General features: G+C 73.7%; 23 protein-coding genes. 9 read left to right on the top strand and 14 right to left on the bottom strand.

The window, feature by feature from the left end; translation table 11 throughout:
* Positions 1–69 precede the first annotated feature (69 nt).
* Positions 70–1,035 (bottom strand): EamA family transporter, encoded by a 966-nt coding sequence (locus ABTZ91_RS01555; RefSeq protein ID WP_352075055.1) that lies wholly within the window; start codon positions 1,033–1,035, stop codon positions 70–72.
* A 79-nt stretch (positions 1,036–1,114) separates the two neighbouring features.
* Between ABTZ91_RS01555 and ABTZ91_RS01550 the strand changes: the two genes are divergently transcribed.
* Together ABTZ91_RS01550 and ABTZ91_RS01545 are read left to right on the top strand one after the other, a co-directional pair.
* On the top strand, positions 1,115–2,005 hold the full coding sequence (locus ABTZ91_RS01550; RefSeq protein ID WP_352075054.1) for a LysR family transcriptional regulator: 891 nt from the start codon (positions 1,115–1,117) through the stop codon (positions 2,003–2,005).
* Positions 2,006–2,270: 265 nt separating this feature from the next.
* Entirely contained in the window at positions 2,271–2,939 is a 669-nt protein-coding gene (locus ABTZ91_RS01545; RefSeq protein WP_352075283.1) for a DUF5701 family protein, read from the top strand.
* 393 nt (positions 2,940–3,332) lie between these two features.
* Here the strand turns inward: ABTZ91_RS01545 and ABTZ91_RS01540 are convergent, their stop codons facing one another.
* Positions 3,333–4,253, bottom strand: a complete 921-nt coding sequence (locus ABTZ91_RS01540) for an NAD(P)-binding domain-containing protein (protein WP_352075053.1) — start codon at positions 4,251–4,253, stop codon at positions 3,333–3,335.
* Between the two features lie 141 nt (positions 4,254–4,394).
* A complete protein-coding gene (locus tag ABTZ91_RS01535) occupies positions 4,395–5,135 on the bottom strand; it encodes a PIG-L deacetylase family protein (protein ID WP_352075052.1) in 741 nt (246 codons plus the stop codon).
* Positions 5,136–5,302: 167 nt separating this feature from the next.
* Between ABTZ91_RS01535 and asnB the strand changes: the two genes are divergently transcribed.
* From asnB to ABTZ91_RS01505, 6 genes are all read left to right on the top strand, one after another.
* The gene (gene asnB / locus ABTZ91_RS01530; RefSeq protein WP_352075051.1) at positions 5,303–7,111 is read left to right on the top strand and encodes an asparagine synthase (glutamine-hydrolyzing); all 1,809 of its coding nucleotides are present in this window, start codon (positions 5,303–5,305) and stop codon (positions 7,109–7,111) included.
* Positions 7,112–7,169: 58 nt separating this feature from the next.
* On the top strand, positions 7,170–8,210 hold the full coding sequence (locus ABTZ91_RS01525) for a hypothetical protein (protein WP_352075050.1): 1,041 nt from the start codon (positions 7,170–7,172) through the stop codon (positions 8,208–8,210).
* Between the two features lie 87 nt (positions 8,211–8,297).
* The gene (locus ABTZ91_RS01520) at positions 8,298–9,044 is read left to right on the top strand and encodes an SDR family oxidoreductase (RefSeq protein WP_345486538.1); all 747 of its coding nucleotides are present in this window, start codon (positions 8,298–8,300) and stop codon (positions 9,042–9,044) included.
* A 31-nt stretch (positions 9,045–9,075) separates the two neighbouring features.
* On the top strand, positions 9,076–10,641 hold the full coding sequence (locus ABTZ91_RS01515; protein WP_352075049.1) for a class I tRNA ligase family protein: 1,566 nt from the start codon (positions 9,076–9,078) through the stop codon (positions 10,639–10,641).
* Positions 10,642–10,940: 299 nt separating this feature from the next.
* Positions 10,941–12,251, top strand: a complete 1,311-nt coding sequence (gene mshA / locus ABTZ91_RS01510) for a D-inositol-3-phosphate glycosyltransferase (RefSeq protein ID WP_352075282.1) — start codon at positions 10,941–10,943, stop codon at positions 12,249–12,251.
* 217 nt (positions 12,252–12,468) lie between these two features.
* A complete protein-coding gene (locus tag ABTZ91_RS01505) occupies positions 12,469–12,663 on the top strand; it encodes a hypothetical protein (RefSeq protein ID WP_352075048.1) in 195 nt (64 codons plus the stop codon).
* Between the two features lie 69 nt (positions 12,664–12,732).
* Here ABTZ91_RS01505 and ABTZ91_RS01500 read toward each other — a convergent pair whose 3' ends face one another.
* The 8 genes from ABTZ91_RS01500 to ABTZ91_RS01465 all read right to left on the bottom strand — a co-directional run bounded on the left by ABTZ91_RS01500 (position 12,733) and on the right by ABTZ91_RS01465 (position 19,719).
* The gene (locus ABTZ91_RS01500) at positions 12,733–13,776 is read right to left on the bottom strand and encodes a helix-turn-helix transcriptional regulator (protein ID WP_352075047.1); all 1,044 of its coding nucleotides are present in this window, start codon (positions 13,774–13,776) and stop codon (positions 12,733–12,735) included.
* A gap of 70 nt (positions 13,777–13,846) precedes the next feature.
* On the bottom strand, positions 13,847–14,926 hold the full coding sequence (locus ABTZ91_RS01495; protein WP_352075046.1) for a helix-turn-helix domain-containing protein: 1,080 nt from the start codon (positions 14,924–14,926) through the stop codon (positions 13,847–13,849).
* Positions 14,927–14,974: 48 nt separating this feature from the next.
* Positions 14,975–16,018 carry a helix-turn-helix domain-containing protein gene (locus ABTZ91_RS01490; RefSeq protein WP_352075045.1) on the bottom strand — a complete coding sequence of 348 codons (1,044 nt, stop codon included), beginning with the start codon at positions 16,016–16,018 and terminating at the stop codon, positions 14,975–14,977.
* 98 nt (positions 16,019–16,116) lie between these two features.
* The gene (locus ABTZ91_RS01485; RefSeq protein ID WP_352075044.1) at positions 16,117–16,557 is read right to left on the bottom strand and encodes a transcriptional repressor; all 441 of its coding nucleotides are present in this window, start codon (positions 16,555–16,557) and stop codon (positions 16,117–16,119) included.
* 67 nt (positions 16,558–16,624) lie between these two features.
* Positions 16,625–17,509: a class I SAM-dependent methyltransferase gene (locus ABTZ91_RS01480; protein ID WP_352075043.1), complete on the bottom strand. Its 885-nt coding sequence runs from the start codon at positions 17,507–17,509 to the stop codon at positions 16,625–16,627.
* A 282-nt stretch (positions 17,510–17,791) separates the two neighbouring features.
* The gene (locus ABTZ91_RS01475; RefSeq protein WP_352075042.1) at positions 17,792–18,271 is read right to left on the bottom strand and encodes a GNAT family N-acetyltransferase; all 480 of its coding nucleotides are present in this window, start codon (positions 18,269–18,271) and stop codon (positions 17,792–17,794) included.
* Between the two features lie 105 nt (positions 18,272–18,376).
* Positions 18,377–19,288 (bottom strand): M56 family metallopeptidase, encoded by a 912-nt coding sequence (locus ABTZ91_RS01470; protein ID WP_352075041.1) that lies wholly within the window; start codon positions 19,286–19,288, stop codon positions 18,377–18,379.
* On the bottom strand, positions 19,285–19,719 hold the full coding sequence (locus tag ABTZ91_RS01465) for a BlaI/MecI/CopY family transcriptional regulator (RefSeq protein ID WP_352075281.1): 435 nt from the start codon (positions 19,717–19,719) through the stop codon (positions 19,285–19,287). Before ABTZ91_RS01465 ends, ABTZ91_RS01470 begins: the two co-directional genes overlap by 4 nt.
* 85 nt (positions 19,720–19,804) lie before the next feature.
* On the opposite strand from ABTZ91_RS01465, the gene ABTZ91_RS01460 reads away from it, so the two are divergent.
* Positions 19,805–19,960 carry a hypothetical protein gene (locus ABTZ91_RS01460; RefSeq protein WP_352075040.1) on the top strand — a complete coding sequence of 52 codons (156 nt, stop codon included), beginning with the start codon at positions 19,805–19,807 and terminating at the stop codon, positions 19,958–19,960.
* 90 nt (positions 19,961–20,050) lie between these two features.
* On the opposite strand, the gene ABTZ91_RS01455 is transcribed toward ABTZ91_RS01460, so the two are convergent.
* The 3 genes from ABTZ91_RS01455 to ABTZ91_RS01445 all read right to left on the bottom strand — a co-directional run bounded on the left by ABTZ91_RS01455 (position 20,051) and on the right by ABTZ91_RS01445 (position 23,016).
* Complete coding sequence (locus ABTZ91_RS01455) at positions 20,051–20,332, bottom strand: metal-sensitive transcriptional regulator (protein WP_128981368.1); 282 nt, start codon at positions 20,330–20,332, stop codon at positions 20,051–20,053.
* Positions 20,333–20,361: 29 nt separating this feature from the next.
* Positions 20,362–22,635 (bottom strand): heavy metal translocating P-type ATPase, encoded by a 2,274-nt coding sequence (locus ABTZ91_RS01450; protein WP_352075039.1) that lies wholly within the window; start codon positions 22,633–22,635, stop codon positions 20,362–20,364.
* A gap of 90 nt (positions 22,636–22,725) precedes the next feature.
* Complete coding sequence (locus ABTZ91_RS01445; protein ID WP_352075038.1) at positions 22,726–23,016, bottom strand: cation transporter; 291 nt, start codon at positions 23,014–23,016, stop codon at positions 22,726–22,728.
* Positions 23,017–23,123 lie beyond the last annotated feature (107 nt).

Here is a 23,123-nt window from a genome sequence, read left to right as displayed (position 1 = left end):
GTCTTCGGAGGGCCGGACCGCGCCGTACATCATGCAGTCCCGGATGCGTTCACCGGAGCGGCCCCCGCGTCACCCCCCACCCCCGCGTCCACCTCCGCGCCGAGGCGCCGGCAACTGCCCCGCCACGATCGCCGCGAGCGCCAGGCCGAAGCCCACGAGCTGTGTCGGGCCCAGCGTCTGGCCCAGCACGACCGCGCCCAACACGGCCGCCACCAGCGGCGACAGCAGGACGAGGACGGCGACCGACGTGACCGGGAGGGAGGTCAGGCCCCGGAACCAGAGCACGAACGCCAGCAGCCCGCCGACCAGGCCGAGCCACACGTACCCCACCAAGGCGGGCCCGTCGATCGGGGGCGGGGTGCCCTCCGCGAGGAACGTCACCGGCAGCAGGAACAGCCCGCCCGCCGTGAGCTGCCACCCCGCGAACGCCGTCGGACCCACCCCCGGCGGCCGGCCCCAGCGCCTCGTCAGCGTCACCCCGAGCGCCATCGAGGCCGCGCTGCCGAGGCCCGCGGCGATGCCGACCGGGTCGAAGGACGCCGCCGGGCCGATCACCACCAAACCCACCCCGAGCATCCCCGCCACGCCCCAGGCCAGGCGCCACGCCGACAGCCGCTCGCGCAGCACCGCCGTCGCCAGGAGGGCGACCACCAGCGGCTGGGCCGCCGCGAGGGTCGCGGCGACGCCGCCTGGCAGGCGCTCCGCGGCGACCGCCAGGAAGGGGAAGGTCAGGCCGATGTTGAGGACCCCGAGGACCGCCGCCCTGCCCCACCACGCGCTGCCGCGCGGCAGCGTCCGGCCGATCGCCAGGGCGATCAGCCCGGCGGGCAGGGCGCGCAGGAGGCCCGCGAAGAGGGGGTGGCCGGGTGGGAGCAGCTCGGTGGTGACGACGTAGAAGGTGCCCCAGGTGGCGGGGGCGATGGCGGTGAGGAGGGTATGGGGGAGGGGCCCGCCGAGGCCGTCGGCCGGCGCGGTGGCCCCCGGGGCGGTGGCCCCCGGGGCGGTGGTCCCGGTGGCGCTGGGGCTCGTGGTCATGGGCCGAGTCTCGGCCCGCGCTCACCCATGAGTCCAATACATGCTTGTCACTTGATCCATCGCATCGCATGATGGATCAATGGAGCTCCAGCAGTTGCGGTACGTCGTCGCCCTCGCCGAGACCATCAGCTTCACCCGCGCCGCCGAGCGGTGCCTGGTCGTCCAGTCGGCCCTCAGCCACCAGATCGCCAAGCTGGAACGGGAGCTGGGCGCGCGGCTCTTCGAGCGCACCAGCCGCCGGGTGCGGCTGACGCCGGCCGGTGCGGCGTTCCTGCCGGCGGCCCGGCAGTGCCTGGACGCCGCCGAGCGGGCCGTCGCGGAGGTCGCGGCGGCGGTGGGGCAGGTGCGGGGGCGGCTCGCGGTGGGGGTGATCCCGTCCGTGGCGGCGGTCGACATCCCGGGCGCGCTGCGGGAGTTCCACGAGCGCTACCCGGACGTACGGGTCAGCCTGCGCGTGGGCGGGAGCGAGGAGCTGGTGGCGCAGGTGGAGGAGGGGACGCTGGACGTGGCGTTCCTGGGGCTGCCGACGACGGCGGCCCGCCCGAAGGGGGTGCGGGCCCGGGAGCTGGGTCGGGACCGGCTGGTGGCGGTGGTCGCACCGGGGCACCCGCTCGCGGGCGAGGGCGCGGTGGATCTGCGGCGGCTGTCCACGGAGGTGTTCGTGGACCTGCCGGCGGGGACGGCCGGTCGGGTGCAGTCGGACCAGGCGTTCGCGGCGGCCGGGCTGGTGCGGGAGGTGGCGTTCGAGGTGACGAACGCCGACTTCCTGGCCCGGCTCGTGGGGCAGGGCCTCGGGGTGGCGCTGCTGGCCTCGGCGTACGTGGCGCTGCTGGGCGGGCTCACGACGGTGGAGGTGGTGGAGGTGACGGACGCGCCCGAACGGGTCGAGTACGTGGTGTGGAGCGGCGCGGGGCGGACGGCGGCGGCGGGGGCGTTTCTGGAGTTGGTGGGGGTGCGGGAGGAGGAGTAGCGGTGCGGGTGCGGTGGGTCGGGGCGGGTGGCGCTGTGCGGGTGCGGGTGCGGGTGGGTGGCGCCCTGGCCCCCGGGCCCTTGGCCCCCTTGGCCCCCTGGCCCCTGGCCCCGAGGCCCGCACCGAGCCCCGGTGGCCCCGAGGGCCGGTGCTGGGTGACGCGGGGCCCGCCGCCCGCCGCGGGAACAATTCCGCGTCGCGCCTCGTTCGGCTTCAGGCTGGACGCCAACACCCCTGACCGAGGAGCGTTTTGACCGACACCACCATGTCCGATTCCGGTTCCGCCGACGTCCTGGCACCGCTGCCGCCGCTCACCGCCCAGGCGGAGCGGCTGATCGAGCTGGGGGTGCACGAGCTCGCCGGGCTGTCGGCGGAGGAGCTGCGGGCCTTCACCGAGGGCGCGGTAGCCGCTGGGGACGCGGAGGGCGCCCTGCTCGCCGTACACCCGGAGCGAGTCCCTGCCTCGGCGCTCGCGCCGCTGCTCCGGCGGGACGACAAGCCCGGGTTCGTCGTGGTCGACATGCCGGACGTCGACGACTTCGCCCCGTACGGCGAGGCGGGTGTGGAGCTGCCGGACGCGCCGCTGTACCTGGTCGACGGGGTCGACCGGGGCGACCGCATGGCCAACTGGAGCCCGGAGGAGGCGCTGCCGGCGCTCACGAAGGAGGGCCGCAGTCCGCTGGTGCTGAGCGAGGGCATCCACTGGGTGCTTCAGCAGCCGGAGGCGCTGGCGCGCAACCGCTGCTTCATGACGATCGGTTCCCGGCTGCGGAAGCCGAAGGGCACGTACGACGCCCGTACGCCGGCGATCTGGATCAGCAACGGGACGGGGCGGGACGGCAAGGAGCGGCGCAACGCGCCGAAGGTGGGCTGGTGCTGGTGGGGGAACCGGCACACGTGGCTGGGGTTCGGCTCCGCCACCGGACGCAGGTAGCGGCTCCGGCTGCCCGGGCGGCCCGGGCGGCCCGGACCGGCCGCCGCCGTGGGCCGGGGGCCTTCCGCCCGATCGGCCGGGGTGCCGGGGGCCTTCGCCCCGACGGCTGGGGTGCCGGGGCCTTCGCCCGGACCGGGTGCCGGGGCCTTCGCCCCGATCGGCCCGGGTGCCGGGGCCTTCCGCCCGATGGGCCCGGGTGCCGGGGCCCTTCAGCGCGATCGGCCGGGGTGCCGGGGCCTTTACCTCGACCGGCCGGGGGCCGGGGCCTTCGCCCCGACCGGCCAGGGTGCCCGGGGCCTTCGCCCCGCCCGGCCGGGGGCCGGGGCCCTCCGCCCGGCCGACCGGCCGAGGCGGAGTTCCCGGACGCCACCCCCCACTCCGGCCGGCCCCGCCTCACCGCTTCCGGAAGTACTCGATCAGGCGCGCGTAGCTGTCGTCCGCATGTCCGTCCGCCACGGCCCTGTCCACCAGACCGAGCGTGTAGCCGGGGAACTCGACGTCGACGTTCCGCGCCTCGCTCTCGCGGACCAGGTCCTCCAGCGAGGGCCGGTGGTGCTGGAGTGCCCCGTACCGCGTCGCGTACGCGCCGCGGTCGACCTCGTCGGCGATCATCGGGAGGGACGCCATGAGGGCGGTGACGGACGGGCCGGCGTCGTCGAGGAACCGTTTCACCTCGATGCCCTCGCTGGTCAGCAGGGCGGCCGCGTGGAGGAATCCGTTGAGGGCGCCCCACATCGTGCCGTGCACGGCCATCCCGTACAGGGCGGGCAGGCCGGCGTCGGCTGAGACCAGGGTGCCGCGGCCGCCGATGCGCCGGAGCGTGGGGTGGAAGTCGTGGAACACGGCGTCGGAGCCGCCGTAGAAGACCACCGTCTCGGCTCCTCCGATGCCCGGGGCGATCGTCATGATCTGCCCGTGGAGGTAGCGCGCGCCCTGGGCGGTGGCCCATGCGGCCACGGCCCTGGCCTCCGCCGACGTTCCGTCGGTGAGGTTGAGCACGGAACGGCCGAAGAGCGCGTCGCCGGCCTGTTCCAGCAGCGCGCGGGCGGTCGTGTTGCCCTTGACGCTGACGATCACGAGGTCACCGGCGGCGACGGCGTCGCGGACGGTCGCGGCGGGCTTGGCTCCCTTGGCGACCAGCGGGTCGGCCTTCTCGGGTGTGCGGTTGTACACGGTGGTGGGGTGCCCGCCGGTGAGGAAGGCGTCGGCGAGGGCGAAGCCCATCTCGCCCAGGCCGATCACGGTCACGGGCGGCCGGGCGTTCGCGTTCGCGTCGGCCTCGGCGTCGGTGTGTTCTGAGGCGGTGTTCGTCAAGGTCGCTCTCCCCGGTCGCAGTGGACGACCCAGGGAGGGCCGCCGCCACTGGTGCTGCGCGAGACGAAACGCTAGAACCGGAACCGGACTTGAGGTCAAGGGAGCTGATGGTGCGAGGCACCGGCCGGGCGCGCCCCGGCCTCAGTCGATGTGCACGATCTGGAACGCCTCCGCCATCCGGCCCGGCGGAAGGCCGCCCGCTGTCGCGTGTTCGCTGAGCCATTCCCGCAGGAGCCCGGCCAGGTCGTCGAAGTGGGCGGTCTGGGAGGTGTGGATGCGCAGGGCCTCGACCTTGCGGTCGAAGACCGGGGTGACGTCCACGTACTGGTTGGGCGTGGGGCCGGTCATCAGCCACAGTTCGTGGACGATCCAGGGCTCCAGGCCCTCCTGCTTGAGCAGTTCGGGGTGGGCGAAGGGGTTGCGGGCCTCGGGGTATATCGCGCGCAGGCAGGCGTCGCCGACGGCCCGGTGGTCGGGGTGGAGGTCGGCGACGCGGGCCCAGTTGATCTCGGGGGACGGGATGATGCAGCGCTGCGGGCGGACCTGGCGGATCACCCGGCACAGGTCGCGGCGCAGGTCGACGGAGGCTTCGACGAAGCTGTCGGGGTAGCCGAGGAAGCGGACGTCGGCGACGCCGCTGAGTTTGGCGGAGTGGACCTGTTCGGCGCGGCGCAGGTCCGCCATGGCCTGGCGGGGGAGTGCCTCGTCGTAACCGCCGGCGCCGCCGTCCGTGACGATGCAGTAGGTGACGCGGGTGCCGCGTTCGATCCACTGCATGACGGTGCCGCTCACGCAGAACTCGATGTCGTCCGGGTGTGCCGCCACCACCAGCAGTGATTCCGGTGCACTGCGGACGGTCGGGTCGATCGCGAAGTCCTCCATGGGGTCAGCCTCTTGGGCGGCAGGGGGCGTCGCAAGGCCAACTCGTGGCGTGAACAGGACATGGCACTTACGCGCCACCCAAAAGCTTGGTAGATTCAAATCATTGGCTGCGCCATGTGGACAGTGATGTGGGCAGTGACTGGTATCGAGCTCCGGAGGCGACCGGCATGTGCAGGATTCTCGGCTCCTTCGCCGCGTCGGCGGACCGCCCCGACCCGGCCGAACTCGCGGCCGTCTCGGCCCGCCAGCGGCACGGCGGCCCCGACGAGCACCAGGTGCTCAGCGGCCCCGGCTGGTCGCTCGGCTGCGACCGGCTCGCCGTCACCGACCCGTGCGGCGGCCGGCAGCCCTACCGGCTGCCCCACCTGCCCGGCATCCTCGCCGTGCTCAACGGCGAGATCTACAACCACGCCGAGCTGCGCCGCCACCTCGCCGCGCGCGGCCACCGCTTCCCCGACCGCTGCGACGGCACCCTGCTGCCCGCCCTCTACGCCGAGTACGGGCCCGGCTTCGCCGAGCACCTCGACGGCATGTTCGCCGTCGCCGTCCTCGACCTGCGGCCCGGCAGCGCCCAACTCGTCCTCGCCGTCGACGACATGGGCATGAAGCCGGTCCACCTCCACCACGACCCGCGCGACGGCTCCACCCGCTTCGCCTCCGAGATCCCCGCCCTGCTCGCCTTCGAGGGCGTGCGGATCGCCCCGCGCGAGGACTCCCTGGACACCGTCCTCGCCACCCGCACCTCCTACTCCGCGCACACCGCCCTCGACGGCGTCACCGTCCTGCCGCCCGGCGCCACCGCCCTCGTACGGCCCGGCCGGGCGCCCGTCGTCCGGCGCCGCGCCCCGCACGCCGCGCGGCCCGTCGGCGACACCCAGGACGTGCTGCGGCACGAGGTGCGCAGGCTCGCCACCGCCGACGCGCCGGTCTGCGCCGTCACCAGCGGCGGCCTCGACTCCGGCCTCGTCACCGCGCTCGCCGCCGAGCACGCCCGCGAGACGGACGCGCCGCCGCTGCACACCTTCCACCTCACCTACCGCGGCAAGTGGCCCGGCTCCGAGGCCGCCCACGCCCGCGCCGTCGCCCGCCGGGCCAGGACCGTGCACCACGAGGTGACCGTCGACCCCGACGAGATCCCCTCGCTGCTCACCCGCACCGTGCGGCACCTGGGGCAGCCCAACGCCGACCCGATCGCCCTGTCCACGTACGCCCTCTTCCGCGCCGTGCGCGAGAACGGCTTCACCGTCGCCCTCACCGGCGACGGCGCGGACGAGGTCTTCGGCGGCTACGACCGGATGCGGGCCGCGCTCACCTCGCCGCCCGGCGTCGACTGGGCCGCCTCCTACGCGGACGCCCTCTCGGCGGCGCCCCGGCTCCTCCGCGAGCACCTGTACACCTCCTCGTACGCCGCCTTCATCGCCGACCAGGGCTCGGCGGCCGACCGGATCGAGCAGGAGCTGCGGTCGGCGGAGGCCGCCGGGGCGGACCGGGCCGACGTGATGAGCGCCTTCGAGACGAGGTGGCGGCTGCCCGCGTACCACCTGCGGCGGGTCGACCACCTGTCGATGGCCTGGGCGGTCGAGGCCCGCATGCCGTTCTGCCAGCCGTCGGTCGTCGCCCACGCGCGGTCGCTGCCGCCCGGGGCGCGGCACGGCAAGCGGGCGCTGTACGAGGCGGGCGCCGAGCTGCTGCCCGCGGCCGTCCTCAACCGGCCCAAGCAGCCCTTCACCCTGCCGATCGCCGCGATGATCGCCCCCGGCGGCCCGCTCCTCGACACCGTACGGGAGCTGCTGTCACCGGCCCGGCTCGTCCTCGGCGGCAAGATCCGCGCGGACCGGGTCAACAAGCTCCTGAACCGCCATCTGGAGCGCCCCAACCAGCACATCGCCCTCGCCCTGTGGGCGCTGGCCGTCCACGAGCTGTGGACGGACGTCGTCCAGGGCATGCGCATCCCGATGGGCTGTGCGGCCGCCTGAACCGCCGCCCGCCGTGGCCGTCCGCCCCGCCGGGGACCTCGCGGCAGGCGGTACGGGCATGACCAGGGCCGCCGTGGTCCGCGCCGAGGACGCGCCCGGGCCCACCCTCGTCGTGCGCCTCGACCACCTGCCGCCCGGCGCCCTGGGGCTGGCCGAGGAGCTGGCGTCCGTACGCCACGCGCTGCGCCGCACCCCGTACGCCCGGCTCAACAAGATCGCGCTCTACGGCCCTTCGGCTCGTCCCTCCCAGGGCTCCTCCGCTGCCGGCCCGGCCGCCGACCCGTCCGGTCGCTCCTCCGCCGCGCTCGACTACCGCTTCGTCCAGGCCCTGCCCGACGGCCGCTTCGACTTCCGCGCCGGCTGCGGGCATTCGCTGCTCGCGTGCGTCGTCGCCGACGGGCGGCCCGGGCCCGTCACCGTACGGGCGGTGACGACCCGGGACACCGTCCTGTGCGCGCCCGAGGGCGACGGCGCGTACACCCTCGACTTCCTGCGCGCCCCCACCGCGCCCGGCACGCTGCCGACCGGGCGGCCCGTCGACGTCCTCGACGGGGTGCCGGTGTCCCTGGTGCGCTACGGCAACCCGTACGTCCTCGTCGACGCCCGCCACCTGCCCCAGGGCCTGTCCGACGACCGGCTCCAGGGCCTGCCCGACGACCGGCTCCAGGGCCTGTCCGACGACCGGCTCCGGGACCGCCTGCTCGACCTGCGGGCCCGCGCCGGGCGGCTCCTCGGGTACCCGCCCCACTCCCCGCTCCCCAAGATCGCCGCCTTCACGCCCGCCCCGCACGGCCTCGCGGTGCGGGCCCTCACCGTCGGCGGCTGGCACCCACGGCTCGCGCTCACGGGCGCCGCCGCCCTCGCGGCCGCCGGGGCCGTCGACGGCACCGTCGTGCCCGGCCCGGTCGGCCGCATCCGCACGCCGGGCGGCGTCGTCACCGTGTCCGCCGCGCCCGACCGGGTGCGGGTGCACCACAAGCGGGCCCACGTCCTCGCCCACCTGGAACTGCCGTGGCCGGCCGCCGTGGCGTATCCACGCAACGGCGTGAACGCGCACCCCGCTCACCAGGTGTTCCGCCGCATTCCTCTGCCACGCTGAAGGACGACCGGCAACCGGCGGGCCCGCAAAGGGAATCCGTGCCGCCTGCCGTATCCCGTGCCGTATCCGTGGGGAGAGCAGACACACATGAAATTCGAGAATCTGCGTGTCGTCGTGACCGGGGCATCCCGCTATTTCGGCCGCGCGCTCGCCGTCGGATTCGCGCATCTCGGCGCCGAGGTCTACGTCTCGGCCCGGACCGTCGAGGCCGCCGAGCGCACCCGTACCGAAGTCCTCGGGTCCGCCCGCGACCGCATCCACGCCTTCGGCTGCGACCTGAGCCGGCCGGCCGAGATCCGCGAGTTCGCCGCGCGCGTCGGCGAACGCACCGACCGGGTCGACCTGCTCGTCAACAACGGGGCGCGCTGGCTCGACGGCATGGACCTGGAGGCGGCCAGCGACGACCAGATCGTGGAGACGATCGAGTCCACGGCCGGCGGCACCGTCCTCATGGTCAAGCACTTCCTGCCGCTGCTGCGCGGAAGCCTGCGGCCCGACATCGTCAACATGGTCGCCGTGCGGGACGCCGAGGGCGCGTCCGCCGCGACGGCCGGCGCGGCCCACGAGGCCTTCTGGGCGGCCAAGAGCGCCCAGGCCGGCTTCGCCGACATCCTCTCGCGCCGGCTGCGCCCCTCAGGGGTGCGGGTGTTCTCCCTCTTCCCGCCGGACTTCTCCACCTCCGACCCGCGTTTCGCGGAATGGGACGGCTCGAACCCGGACGGAATAGCCCCCGACGAGAAGCTCACCACGCAGGCCCTTTTCGAATGCATCGTCTACGCCGTCGAACAGCCGCGTGACTGCTTCATCCGCTCCTTCCACTTCGAACCCCGCTGATTCGCACCTCGCTGACGCTCAGGAGGTCTCCATGAGCACCCCCGTCTGGATCACCGCGACCCCACCGGCCACCCACGGCGAACTCCACATCGGTCACCTCGCGGGACCGTACGTGGCCGCCGACGTCCTGACCCGCTACCTGCGCGCCGAGGGCGAGCCCGTCCGCTTCACCACCGGCACCGCCGACCACGCCAGCTCCGTCGAGGTGCGGGCACTGCGCCACCACCGCAAGCCCGAGGAGGTCGCCGAGGGCTACCGCGCGGCGATCACCGCGGACTGGCTGCGCTCGGGCGTCGAGTTCGACCACATCGTCAGACCGCGCCGGGACCGCGGATACGAGCGCTGGGTGCAGGACCTCTTCAGCCGCCTGTACGCGGAGGGCGTGATCGCCCCGCGGACCCGTCTGCTGCCGTACTGCGAGCCGTGCGAGCGGTGGCTGTACGGGGCGCACGTCACCGGCACCTGCCCGCACTGCGGGGCGCGGAGCGACGGCGGCATGTGCCACGAGTGCGCCCGCCCGAACGACGGCGGCGACCTGATCGCGCCGCGCTGCTCCCTGTGCGACACGCCCGCGCAGCCCAAGCGCTGCCGGCGCCTGTACGTGCCGCTGGAGCCGTTCCGCGACCGGCTGGCCGACTACTGGTCGGCGGCGGGCCTGCCGCCGCGGCTGGCGGCGCTGTGCGAGTCGCTCGTCGAGGACGGGCTGCCGGACATCGCGGTCGGCCACCCGGCCGAGTGGGGCCTTCAGGTGCCGGTGGAGGGCTTCCCCGACCACCGCATCGACGCCTGCTTCGAGGCGGCGGCGATGCACCTGTTCGGCTACGACACCAAGGGCCCGCTGCCGGCCCGCGCCATCCACTTCTGCGGCTTCGGGCACGCCTTCTGCCACGCGGTGCTGCTGCCGGTGCTGCTGCTCGCGCAGGACATCAAGCTGCCGCAGGACTTCAACGTCAACGAGTCGTACGTGGTGGAGGAGGGCGTCCGCGAGGGCAACGTGTGGGCGCTTGACCTGCTCACCGAGTACGGCTCCGACACCCTGCGCCGGCACGTGCTGCAGGCCCGGCCGACCGGCCGCAGGACCGTCTTCCAGCGCGACCGGCTCGCGGCGGCACGGCTGGAGCTCGACGAGAACTGGAACAGCTGGCTGACCCGGCTGTTCACGGCGGTCCGCGAGGAGTGCGACGGGCTCGCGCCGCAGGCGCTGCCCGGCGGCACCGGGTGGGACATCCTGGAGCGCCGGCTGCACCGGGGCGTGGACGATCTGCGTGAGGCGTACGGTCCGGACGCCTTCGACCCGCGCCGGGCGGTCGCCGTGCTCGACGAGATGGTCCGTTCGGTGGCCGACTTCGGCTACGTCAACGCGCACGAGCGCTGCCGGCCGACGACCTCCTGCCGGCACCTGCCGGCGCTGGCCGCGCAGTTGGCGGTGGCCTCGGCGCTGTCGGCGTGGTCGCGTCCGGTGATGCCGGAGGGCGCGGACCGGCTCGCGGCGGCGCTCCAGGTGGCGCCGGGCCGCCCTGTGGACTGGTCGGCGCTGATCGCCCCGCTGCCGGGGACCCGGCTCGCACCGCCCTCGGGTCCGGTGTTCGGCTTCTGAGCCCGGCTTCTAAGCCGCTAAGAAGTCGCGTAGTTCGTATCCGTACGTCGTGCGGCGGCCTGGTCCGGCTGGACCGGTTCGAGCGGCCCGGCCCGAACGGCCCGGCCGACCGGCCCGGCCGACCGGCCCGGTCCGAGCGGCCGGGGCCGCCGCACGACGTACGGGGGGCGGCACGCCGGCCAGGGGCCGGTGTGCCGCCGTGCAGGTCCGCCCCTCATCCCTGCCGCGTGACCGTGCGCGCGACGCGCGGGGACACGTGGCCCACCCCACAGGAGCCCCACGTGTCCCTGCGCGTCGCCATGCTCAGCGTCCACACCTCCCCGCTCCACCAGCCCGGAACGGGGGACGCCGGCGGGATGAACGTGTACATGGTCGAGCTGTCCCGTGCCCTGGCCGAACAGGGCGTCGAGGTCGATCTGTTCACCCGCTGCCGAGGCGAGGGCCTGCCCGGTCTCGTCGACGTCGAGCCCGGGGTCCGGGTCCGCCATCTGCACGCCGGTCCGCGCCGGCCGCTGCCGAAGGAGGCCATGCCGGACCTGGTCGTGCCGTTCTCCCTCGCCCTGCTGAAGGAGGACCGGCGCTACGACCTGGTCCACTCGCACTACTGGCTGTCGGGCCAGGCGGGGCGGATCGCCTCGTTCGGCTGGGGCATACCGCTGGTGCACACCGCGCACACCCTGGCCCTGGTGAAGAACGCCCATCTCGCCGAGGGCGACACGCCCGAGCCGGAGCTGCGGATCCGAGGCGAGCGGCAGGTGGTGGGCGACGCGGACCGGCTGATCGCCAACACGGCCGACGAGGCGGAGGCGCTGCGCTCGCTGTACGGGGCGGCGAAGGCGCGGACCGAGGTGGTGCGGCCGGGGGTGGACCTGCGGACCTTCGGGCCGGGTGACGGCAGGGCGGCGGCGCGGGCCCGGCTCGGCCTTCCGGCCGGTGCGTTCGTGCCGCTGTACGCGGGGCGGATCCAGCCGCTCAAGGGGCCGGACGTGCTGGTGCGCGCCGTCGCGGAGCTGCTGCGGATGGCGCCGGGGCTGCGGCGCCGGCTGCTCGTGCCGGTGGTGGGCGGGCATTCGGGGGCGGGCGAGCAGGGCGCGGTGTGGCGGCTCGCGGCGGAGCTGGGGGTGGCGGACGTGCTGAAGGCGTGTCCGCCGGTGCCGCAGTCGCGGCTCGCGGACTGGTACCGGGCGGCGGACGTGCTGGTGGTGCCGTCGCGTTCGGAGTCGTTCGGTCTGGTGGCCCTGGAGGCGCAGGCGTGCGGGACGCCGGTGCTGGCGTCGGCGGTGGGCGGGTTGCCGACGGCGGTGTGGGACGGGGTGTCGGGGCTGCTGGTGCCGGGGCACGATCCGGTGGAGTACGCGCGCCGGCTGTGGTGGCTGGCCCGGCATCCGGAGGCGCGGGTGTCGATGGGGGAGGCGGCGGTCCGGCATGCGCGGGGGATGAGCTGGCGTGCTTCCGCCGCGCGGACGGTCGAGGTCTACGAGGACGCGCTGGCGGGTCTGGAGCGGGCGGCGTCGTGGGCCGCCGGTCGGGTGGGGCAAGGGCGGCGGCACGCCCCTGCCCCGGCGGCCCCTCTCTCCTGGAGGAACGAGAAGGCCGTAGCACGAGTCTAGCATCTCTTTTGGTTCGACCAAAGATTAGAGACGCCCCGGATCGGCCAATTCCGTGACTTCGACGGCGCATTGACGCACTCACGCCATGGCGGGTCCACGCACCGGGAATCCCTGGATTCGCCTCCGGGGGCCGGACAGAATAGAGATGTCTTCAGGGAACGCCCGGCGGCACGGGCCCCCAGAAGACGGAATTCACATTCCCACTCCTGGAGGAATCATGTCCGCTGAGCAGAACCTCGGAATGCGCAAGACCGTCCGTCAGTTCGCCCTCGCGTTCGTGGCCGCTCTGGCCGTCGCGGGCGGCGCGGCGGTCGCCGCTTCCGGCGACGCGGAGGCGCCGGCGGTGCACCAGCAGCAGGTCTTCGCCGAGGACGTCAACTGGCCGGTTCCGACCCCGGCGCCCACCAACTGAGCACCGTACGAAGAAAGTCCCCGTGATCGCTGCCACGATCACGGGGACTTTTCGCATGGCCGAAAGCGGTCAGTCGAGCCAGCCCAGACGCGCGGCCCGCACACCCGCTTCAAAACGCGTGGTCGCCCCCAATTCCTGCATGAGTTCCGACAGCATTCGGCTCACCGTCCGCAGGGAAACCCCGAGGTTGCGCGCGACCTTCTCGTCCTTCATTCCGGTCGCCAGCATCCGCAGCGCGGCCCGCTGCTGCTCGGACAGCCCGTCCCCGCCGCGCTCGCCGGCGACCTCCGTGCCGTACGGCACCGCCGTGTGCCAGCAGTGCTCGAACAGGCCCAGGTACGAGCGGACGAGCGCCCGGCCGCGGGCCAGGATGGCGCCCTTGCGCGCGTCCTCGGGATGGATCGGCACCATGGCGTACTGCTGGTCGATGACGACCATGTTGAGCGGCACCACGGAGGCCACCCGGATCTCCACCCCCAGCGCCGTGCGGGCGTTGAGGAGTTCCGCCACGTCCGGCCGCGAGGCGTGCTCCCGCGCGTAGATCGCCCGCACCCGCACCCCGTGGTCCAGCTGCCGCCGGTCGCGGTCGAGCGTCACCTCGTGCACCTCCCGGCTCGGCCCACCGGGGTACATGGACGCCGAACTCTCCTGCATCACGTCCACGATGTCCTCCAGCGCCTGCTGGATGCGCCGGTAGTCGGTGAGCGCCTCCACCGCTATCTCGGACCGGGTCAGCGAACCGGGCCGCAGAAAGGTGCCGGCCAGCGTCTCCAGGGTGCTGTACGCGAGGTCCGCCTCGGCCAGGTGCTCACGCAGCCGGGCCCGTTCCCGGTCGAGCAGCCGCAGCAGCGCGATCTCCGGGTCGACCGAGGCGACCGTGTCGGCGTCCGGCTGCCACCGCTCGTCGCGCAGATCGGCGTTGGTGGCATGGGTGGTGGTCGTCGGGACGATCAGACCCAGCTCGATCAGTTCGACGCGACATCGCTCGTACTCCTCGGACGTGAGCCCTAACCCCCGGGCGACCTCCGGGTAGTTCGACACCCCCCGCCGCCGCAACTCCTGGTAGAGGGGCACCAGTCGGCCGTCCGGAGCGGTACTGCCTGTCGTAGCCATGGCGAAGTCTCCCCCTTTTGCTGGTGGTTCTCGTCGTCTTGGGCGGGCAGGGCCGGAACCTTCCGTCAGGCTACGTGCCGGGTCCGGGCGGGTCGACGTCCAAAAGGCCCAGCCGGAAGGCCCGCACTCCCGCCTCGAAGCGGGTCGCCGCCCCCATCTCCTGCATGAGCTCGGACGTCACCCGGCTGACCGTGCGCAGCGAGACACCGAGGTCGCGGGCGATCTTCTCGTCCTTGACGCCCGCGGCGAGCAGCCGCAGCACGGCCCGCTGCTGCTCGGAGAAGCCGTCGCCGCCCCGCTCGGCCGCGGCCGAGCAGCCGTACGGGGTCGCCATGTGCCAGCAGTACTCGTACAGGGTCAGATACGAGCGGACGAGGACCTGGCCGCGGATCAGGATGGCGCCCTGCTCGGGCGCCTCGGGCCGCACCGGCACCAGCGCGAACTGGTCGTCCGCGCTGACCAGGTTCATCGGCACGTACGGCGCGACGCGCACCTCCACCCCCAGCTCGACGCGGCGCCTCATCAGTTCCGCCGTCTCCGCCCGGTCGGCTGCCGTCCGGTCGTAGACGGCTCGGGAGCGCACCCCCCGCTCCTGGCGCCGCCGGTCGCGGTCGAGCAGCCGCTCGGGCACCAGCCGGCCCGGCACGTCCGGGTACATCGCGTCGGAGGTCTTCTGGGTGAGGTCGACCATGTCCTCCAGGACCTGCTGGATGCGCCCGTAGTCGGTGATCACCTCCGCGGACACCTCGGCGCCGTCGGGCGCACCCGTCCGCAGCAGCGTGTCGGCGAGGGTCCTGAGCGTCTGGAACGCCCGGTCGGCCCGCGCCAGGTCGTCCCGGAGCCGTTCGTGCTCGCCTTCCAGGAGCCGCAGCACCGCCATCGTCGGCTCGACCGCTGCCACCTTGGCGCGGTCCGGAGCGGCGTGCGGACGCCACCGGCCGTCCAGGAGGCCGAGCGGGGCGTGGGTGCTTCCGGCCGGCACGATCAGGCCGAGCGAGGTCAGCTCCGCCCGCAGCGCCGCGTGCTCCTCGGCCGGCAGGCCCGCCGCGGCGGCGGCCTCCGCGAAGTCCGCCACCCCGCGGCGGCGCAGCTCCCGGTAGAGGGGCACCAACCGGTCGACGGTCCGGTCCGGTCTGCCGCCGTCGGTCATGTCCCCCTCGCCCCCCGTCCGTTCGCTTCCTCTTCCCCGCCCGCCAGGCTAAGTCGTCTGCTCGCACGGTTCGCCGTCGAGCAGGCCGAGCCGGGCCGCCTTCACCCCCGCCTCGAAACGGCTCGCGGCGTCCAGTTCCTGCATCACCTCGGAGATCAGCCGGCTCACCGTCCGCAGGGACACGCCCAGGTTCCGGGCCACCTGCTCGTCCTTGATCCCGGACGCCAGCATCCGCAGCGCGGCCCGCTGCTGCTCGGTCAGCCCGTCGCCGCCGTGCTCGGCGGACTCCTCGTGGCCGTACGGGGTGGCCGCGTGCCAGCAGTACTCGTACAGGGCCCGGTAGGAGCGGACCAGGCCCGGACCACGGGCCAGGATCGAGGCCGCGTCCGGGTCGTGCGGATCCGTCGGCAGCAGCGCGAAGTTCTCGTCGGCGAGGACCATGTTCATGGGCACGACGGGCGAGAGCCGGACCTCCACGCCGAGCGCCGTCCGCTCGGCCAGGTGCTGCACCATCTCCGGCACCTGGCCGACCCGGTGGCTGTACATGGCCTGCACCCGCACCCCGCGGGCCACCCGGTCGCGGTCCCGGCCCAGCTCCAGGGCCATCTCCTCGCGCCGCACCGAGCCGGTCAGCATCGAATGCATCGAGAACCGCACCGTGTTCGTCAGGTCGGCGAGCTCCCGCCGGATCCGCGCCGGGTCGTCGACGATCTCCACCTCGACCTCGGAGCCGGGCTCCATCCCGGCCCGCAGGAACGGCCCGGCCAGCGTCTCCAGGGTGTTGTGGGCCCGGCTGGTCTCCGCGAGCCGGCTCTCCAGCCGGTCCCGCTCGTGCTGGAGCAGCCGGAGCAGGGCGACGTCCGGGGCGACCACGGCGGTCGGTTCGGGTGCGGGCCCGTCGGCCGGCTCGGGGGTGGTCTCGATCAGGCCGAGGTCGGTCAACTCGGCGCGACAGCGCTCCCGTTCGGCTTCCGTCAGTTGCAGGCGCAGCGCGACGGCGTCGAAGTCGGCGCCCGGGGCTGCCCGGAGCTCCTGGTAGAGGGCGAGGGCCTGCTCGCTTCCCGTACGCGCTCCAGCGGCGTTTTTGGACACGACGCAGCAGACTCCCCTCGGATCGCGCTGGATCCTGTTGAAACGCCCCGCTAGACCCTGCCACAAATTCGAACGCACCGCACGGTCTTCAACTGCTTTCAGCGCGAAGGGGACGCATCGCGGCAGTCGGGGCAAAGGCCCTTGAAGACCACCTCGGCGTCGGTGACCCCCCAGTCCGTCAGACTGCCGCGGGGCGGGGCGGGGGCGGTGGCCGCCACGTTCTCCACCCGGCCGCAGTTCAGGCACAGGGCGTGCTGGTGGGCGGGGCCGGAGATCTCGAAGACCGCGGGCAGGCCCGGCCGGTCGAACTTGCTGACCAGACCCGTCTCCTGGAAGTGCCGCAGCATCTCGTACACGGCCTGGCTGGTGAGCGTGCCGAGCCGCTCGCGGGCGGTCGCGGTGATCGCCTCGACGTCCAGGTGACCACCGGCGGCGAGCACCGTGAGCACCTCCAGGCGCGGCCCGGTGACCCGCAGACCGACATCGCGCAGCCGCTGGATCACCGCCTCGCGGCCCGTCAGGTCTTCCACGACTGCCATCTTCTCCGCCTGCCACCTGGTCGGCCCAAACTTTTGTGGGCATCGTACCTCTTGGCCGTCCCTGACGTCAGTCGTCCGGGCGGCAGACGAGCAGCACGCTCTCGGTCCGGTCGTCGATGCGGTGCCGGCGGCGGCCCTCGATGTGCAGGCCCGCCGAGTGCAGTTCGGCCGCCAGGCGCTCGCCGTCCACGATCCACTTGTCGGTGGTCAGCACGACCCGCTCGGTGGAGAGCTTCCCGGTCCGCGCCGTGTAGTAGGTGATCCGCTCGCTCATCGTCCGCAGGTCGAAGTCCTGCCGGGCCACCACCCACTCGTCGATCCCGTCGAACCGCGGCACCTGGAAGGCCCAGGTCCGCTGCGGTTCGGCGACCAGGCCGGACAGCAGGTGCGAGGTGTAGTCGAGTGCGAGCGCTCCGCCCGCCCCCAGGTGCGTGGCGATCTCGCGCAGCAGCCGGGGCCGCGCCCGCGGCGGTACGGCGGAGACCATCGCGCCCGCGAGCAGCGCGAGCCGGTAGTCGCCGTCGAGCCGCAGCTCGGTGAGGTCGGCCCGGGTGGTCACGATCAGCCCGGCGACCTGCGGACCGATGCGCCGGGCCCAGTTCTCGAGGCGCTCCAGGGCGGGGCCGTCCCGGTCCACGGCCTCCACGGCGAAGCCGTGCCGGGCGAAGGGGACGGCGAGCCGTCCGGCGCCGGAGCCGAGATCGAGAACGGGGCCGCCGGTGGACCGGGCGAGACCGAGGTACCGGACGATGTCGGCGCTGTGCGGGCCGAGGAGCGTGTCGTGCAGCCAGACCGAGTCCTCGTCGCCGGGGGAGACCGTCTCGAGTCCGGGAAGGGTGTCGGACGTGAGCCGGATGCCGGCGCCGGGGGCGGGGAGTTCGTATCGGGACGGCAGGACCGGCGAGAGCGCCGCGGGCACGGCGGGCAGGGAAAGTCCGCTCGGTGTGTGCATCGCTCCTCCAGGGCTCGCTCGGTCCGTGCCGTCCGGGCGGGATACCCGTGCCGCCGGGTCCGCGCCGCTGTGCTCCATCCTGACCGGGGGCGGAGTGCGGGATCCAGCGGATCCGGGGGCGTGAACACGCGATGGCGTGTGTCTGCCACGGGTGGGGGAGGAGGGAGGCCCTGGAGGCGGAGGAAGCCCTGAGGGGCTGCGCGAGCGGGCGGGCGGTCGGAGCGGGCGGCCCGTCAGCCGGAGCGGCCGGTCGAAGCGCGGCCGGTCAGCCGGAGCGGCCGGTCAGAGCGGGCGGCACAGGCGGGCCGTGCCGATCGGGGCGAAGCCCTGACGCTCGTAGAAGGGGAGGGAGGGGTCCTGCTCGGCGGGCAGCGTCACCCGCTGACGGTCCGCCCCGAACGCGCGCATCCGGTCGGTGGTCGCACCGAGCAGCGCCGTACCGATTCCGGCGCGCCGGGCGCCGGGCGTGACCGCGAGCGCGTACAGCTCGCCCTCGCCGGGGACGGGCACACCGCCGGCGACCGCGCCGACCACGGCACCGTCGGCGCCGGTGGCGACCAGCCAGCCGAGCCAGCCGGGCGCGCCGCCCGGAATTTCAATTTCCGCTCGGATACGCGGAAGTGCGCATTGCGCGGAGACCAGGCGCCGCGTAGGGATTTCGCCGAGTATTTCCGCGTAACTGCCCCGAATGGACTCCGCAAGCAGCCTGGATATCGTCGTCGCGTCGGCGGCTTCCGCCGCCCGCACGTCAGCCAGCTGCATTGGTCCGTACCCTTCGACGTGCCGAGCTGAGCGTCAACATACCCACAATAGCGGGGAATTCGGAGCCGTTGTGACCGATGTGAAATCTACGAATTCCCTTAGTATCTAATTGGGGAACGAACAGCAGGCGATGATCAGTGGGGCCGCCGCGAGTCCGGCGGCCGCGATCGTGAGCAGTCCGCGCAGCACCGGGTGCCCCGCGGACTGCGGGGTGAGGATCCGCCGCATGCGCAGGGCGGCCGAGGGGCCGCCCGCCCCGAAGGCCTCGCGCGGGGCCTTTCCCGAGGCGAGCGCGTACAGGGCGGTGGCCAGCGCGTCGCGCGAACATCGGCGCAGCGCACGGTCGTCCGCGGTCATCTCGAGCAGCAGCGGGACCGCGGTGCCGCCGTGCCGGGCGAGCGGCAGGTACGGGAAGACGCTCGCGAAGGACTCCGCGGCGGCGACCAGCAGATGGTGGCGCCCGGAGATGTGGGCCCGTTCGTGGGCGAGGGCGGCGTCCAGTTGCGGCGAGGTGAGGGTGGTGAGGGCGCCGGAGGAGACCACGACCCGGCGCGAGCGGCCGGGCAGGCAGTAGACGGCGGGCCGTTGGTGCTCCAGGACGGTGACGCCGAGCCCCGCGTCGTAACGGCCGACGAGCCGCAGGGTCTCGGCGTGCCGCCGCCGCTGCCGTCGGGCCCGCAGCAGGGCGCGGGCGAAGCCGGCGGCCGGGACGGCGAGGACGGCGAGGGCGGTGCCGAGGGCCGCGTACTCGCGCGCGGTCAGTTCCAGGAGCCGTTCGGCGGGCGGTAAGCGGAGGAGGAAGAGGGCGTCGCTCAGCCGGTGGCCGGCGGTGCTGGGCAGCATCAGGTGGGCCGACAGCAGGGCGGCGGAGCCGGCGAACAGCGCTCCGCTCGCCGCCCACACGGCGAGCGCGAGCCGCGGCACCTGCTGGGCCCAGCGGGCCCGTACGAGCAGCCAGGGCACCAGGAACCCGGTGCACAGGACGAGGCCGAGCGGCGGCAGGGTGTGGTGGTTCACCGGCCCTCGCCGCCTCGGCCACGGAGGTGGCCGTAGGGCCGCGGGCCGTCCCCGTCGCCGTCCTCGGGGCCCTGGGCGCGGCGGGCGGTGCGCAGGGCCGCGTCGAGGGCGGCCATGTCCTCGTCGGAGATGGTCTCGACGAAGCGCAGCAGCGCCGCGGGCCGGTCCTGGCTGTCGCCGAGCGCGTCCTGCATGAGGCCGGCGGTGTACTCCTCGCGGCTGCGGACGGGTTCGTACAGCCAGGCGCGGCCGGATTTCTCCCGGCGCAGCCAGCCCTTGCGGTGGAGTATGTCGGCGACGGTCATCACCGTCGTGTAGGCGACGCGGCGCCCCAGATTGATGTCGTCGACGATCTCGCGGACCGTCGCGGGCCGCTGCCAGGCCCACAGTCGGTCCATGATCTCGGCCTCCAGCTCTCCCAGCCGGCGCACGTGCATCCCCTCCCCGCTCACGGGCGGCTCATCGTACGGGCCGCCTCACCCGCTCAGGTATACCCCCCAGGGGTACGATGGCGGGATGACGACCCTCATGAGGAACCGCCCCTGCGCGAAGGTCTGCGTCCCCGGTCTGCCCGGTTCGACGGAACTGGTGCTCCTTCGGCGGGTGCTCGGCCTGTGCCTTCGGCTGAGCGTGAAGCTGTCCGCGGACTGCCCTTCGCACAAGGGCGGTTGACTCTCTCTTTACTTGTGTCAGGTCCTGGTGTGTCAGGTCGGGCGGGGGTGCGGGGCTCGGGTCCCGGCCCCCGCCCGGATCAGGTCCGGATCAGGTCCGGATGAGGCGGGCGATCGCCTTCGACGCCTCGCCGACCTTGACCTTGGCCTGGTCCCCGCCGGCCTCGATGGCCTCCGTGACGCAGCAGCTGAGGTGCTCGTCGAGGAGGGCGACCGCGCAGGACTGGAGCGCCGCGTTGATGGCGGACACCTGGGTCAGGACGTCGATGCAGTAGACGTCCTCGTCGACCATCCGCTGCACCCCCCGGACCTGCCCCTCGATGCGCCTCAGGCGTCTGATGATGTCTTCCTTGTGCTGTACGTAACCGGCCACGGCGGCCTCCTCGGATGTCCGCAGGGATGTCAGCGGTCGGCGGCCTGGAAGCCGCGCAGGCGCAGGCTGTTGCCGACGACGAAGACCGAGGAGAAGGCCATGGCGGCTCCCGCGATCATGGGGTTGAGCAGGCCGGCCGCGGCGAGCGGGAGGGCGGCCACGTTGTAGGCGAAGGCCCAGAAGAGGTTGGACCGGATGGTGCCGAGGGTCTTGCGGGAGAGCCGGATGGCGTCCGCCGCGGCCCGCAGGTCGCCTCGTACGAGGGTCAGGTCGCCGGCCTCGATGGCGGCGTCCGTGCCCGTGCCCATCGCCAGGCCCAGGTCGGCCTGCGCGAGGGCCGCGGCGTCGTTGACGCCGTCACCGACCATGGCGACCGAACGGCCCTCGGCCTGGAGCTTCTTGACCACGTCGACCTTGTCCTGCGGCATGACCTCGGCGATCACCTCGTCGATGCCGACCTCGGCGGCGACGGCCTCGGCGACGGCCTTGTTGTCGCCGGTGAGCAGGATCGGGGTCAGACCGAGGGCGCGCAGCCGCCGGATGGCCTCGGGGCTGGTCTCCTTGATGGCGTCGGCGACCTCCAGGACCGCGCGGGCCTCGCCGTCCCAGGCGACCGCGATGGCGGTCTTGCCGGCCTTCTCGGCGGCGTCCTTGGCGGACTTCAGGCTCGCGGGGAGGGACATCGCCCACTCGTCGAGCAGCTTCTCGCGGCCGACGAGGACGGCGTGGCCGTCGACGACGCCCTGGACGCCGAGGCCGGGGATGTTGACGAAGTCCTCGGGCGTGGGCAGCGTGCCGACCTTCGCGGCGGCGCCGGTGGCGACGGCCTGGGCGATCGGGTGCTCGGAGGAGTGCTCCAGGGCGCCGGCCAGGCGCAGCACGTCGGTCTCGTCCGTGCCGGCGGCGGTGTGGACCTTGATCAGGGTCATCCGGCCGGTGGTGACGGTGCCGGTCTTGTCCAGGACGATGGTGTCGACCTTGCGGGTGGTCTCCAGGACCTCGGGGCCCTTGATGAGGATGCCGAGCTGGGCGCCGCGGCCGGTGCCGACCATGAGCGCGGTCGGCGTGGCGAGGCCCAGGGCGCAGGGGCAGGCGATGATCAGCACGGCGACGGCCGCGGTGAACGCGGAGGTCAGGCCCTGTCCCGTGCCCAGCCAGAAGCCGAGGGTGCCCAGCGAGAGGGCGATGACGATCGGCACGAACACGGCCGAGATCTTGTCGGCGAGGCGCTGGGCGGCGGCCTTGCCGTTCTGGGCGTCCTCGACCAGCTTGGCCATCCGGGCCAGCTGGGTGTCGGCTCCCACGCGGGTGGCCTCGACGACCAGGCGGCCGCCGGCGTTCAGCGTGGCACCGGTGACGGAGTCGCCGACCCCGACCTCGACCGGCACGGACTCGCCGGTCAGCATCGAGGCGTCCACGGCCGAGGAGCCCTCGACCACGGTGCCGTCGGTGGCGATCTTCTCGCCCGGCCGGACCAGGAAGCGGTCCCCGACCTGGAGTTCGGCGGTCGGTACGGTGACCTCCCGGCCGTTCTTGAGGACGGTCACCTCCTTCGCGCCGAGCTGCATCAGCGCCTTCAGCGCCGCGCCCGCCTTGCGCTTGGAGCGGGCCTCGAAGTAGCGGCCGGCCAGGATGAAGGCGGTGACGCCGGCCGCGGCCTCCAGGTAGATGTTCCCGGCGCCGTCGGTGCGGGCGATGGTGAACTCGAAGGGGTGCGTCATGCCGGGCGTGCCGGCGGTGCCGAAGAACAGCGCCCACAGCGACCACAGGAACGCGGCGATGGTGCCGACCGAGATCAGCGTGTCCATCGTCGCCGCGCCGTGCTTGGCGTTGGTCCAGGCGGCCCGGTGGAAGGGCCAGGCGGCGTAGGTGACGACCGGCGCGGCGAGCGTGAGGCTCAGCCACTGCCAGTACTCGATCTGCAGCGCCGGGACCATCGCCATGGCGATGACGGGCACGGCCAGCGCGACGGCGGTGACCAGCCGCTGCTTCAGCGGGCGCAGCTCCTCGTCGGCCTTCTCCTCGTCGGAGGGGCCGGCGTCGGAGCCGCCGCCGCTCGCGGCCGGGCGCTCGGGCTCGGGCTCGGCGGCGGTGTAGCCGGTGGCCTCGACGGTGGCGATCAGGTCGGCGACCGGGATGTCGGCGGAGAAGGTGACCTTCGCCTTCTCGGTCGCGTAGTTGACGGTGGCCTCGACCCCGTCCATGCGGTTGAGCTTCTTCTCGATACGGGCCGCGCACGAGGCGCAGGTCATGCCGCCGATGGCGAGCTCGACCTGGGCGGTGCCCGGAGTGGTCGTGGTCATGAAACTGCTCCTCGTTCGTTACGGGGCTCGGGGGCCGGGGCTCGGGCGTGGTGGGCGAGCCCCGGCGGCCGGCTGGCGCTAAGGCGCCGGTCAGGCGCGGCCGGTCAGCTCGTAGCCGGCGTCGTCGACCGCCGCGGCGATCGCGGCGTCGTCGGGCTCGCCGCCGGTGGTGACGGTCACCAGGCCGCCGGCGACGTCGACGTCGACGGAGATGACGCCGTCGAGCGCGCTGACCGAATTGGTGATGGCGGTCTTGCAGTGGCCGCAGGTCATGCCGGAGACCGCGTAGACGGTGCTGGTGCTCTCGGCGACCGCGGTGGCCGTCGAGACCTCGACGGTGTTGGTCGAGCAGCTGTTGTCGGGGGTGCAGCAGGAACCCATGTTCTTCCTCCTCGATCAGATACCCTCGGGGGGTATCGCTGTGGATCCATGTATACCCCCCGGTGGTATGAGGGCGCAAGCGCTGCCGTGACTTGACTTGATACCCC

This window comes from Streptomyces sp. NPDC126499 (assembly GCF_040302485.1).
Classification (GTDB): Bacteria; Actinomycetota; Actinomycetes; order Streptomycetales; family Streptomycetaceae; genus Streptomyces.
Note: the sequence above shows the minus strand (reverse complement) of the source record. Positions and strands in the feature narration are given on the sequence as shown.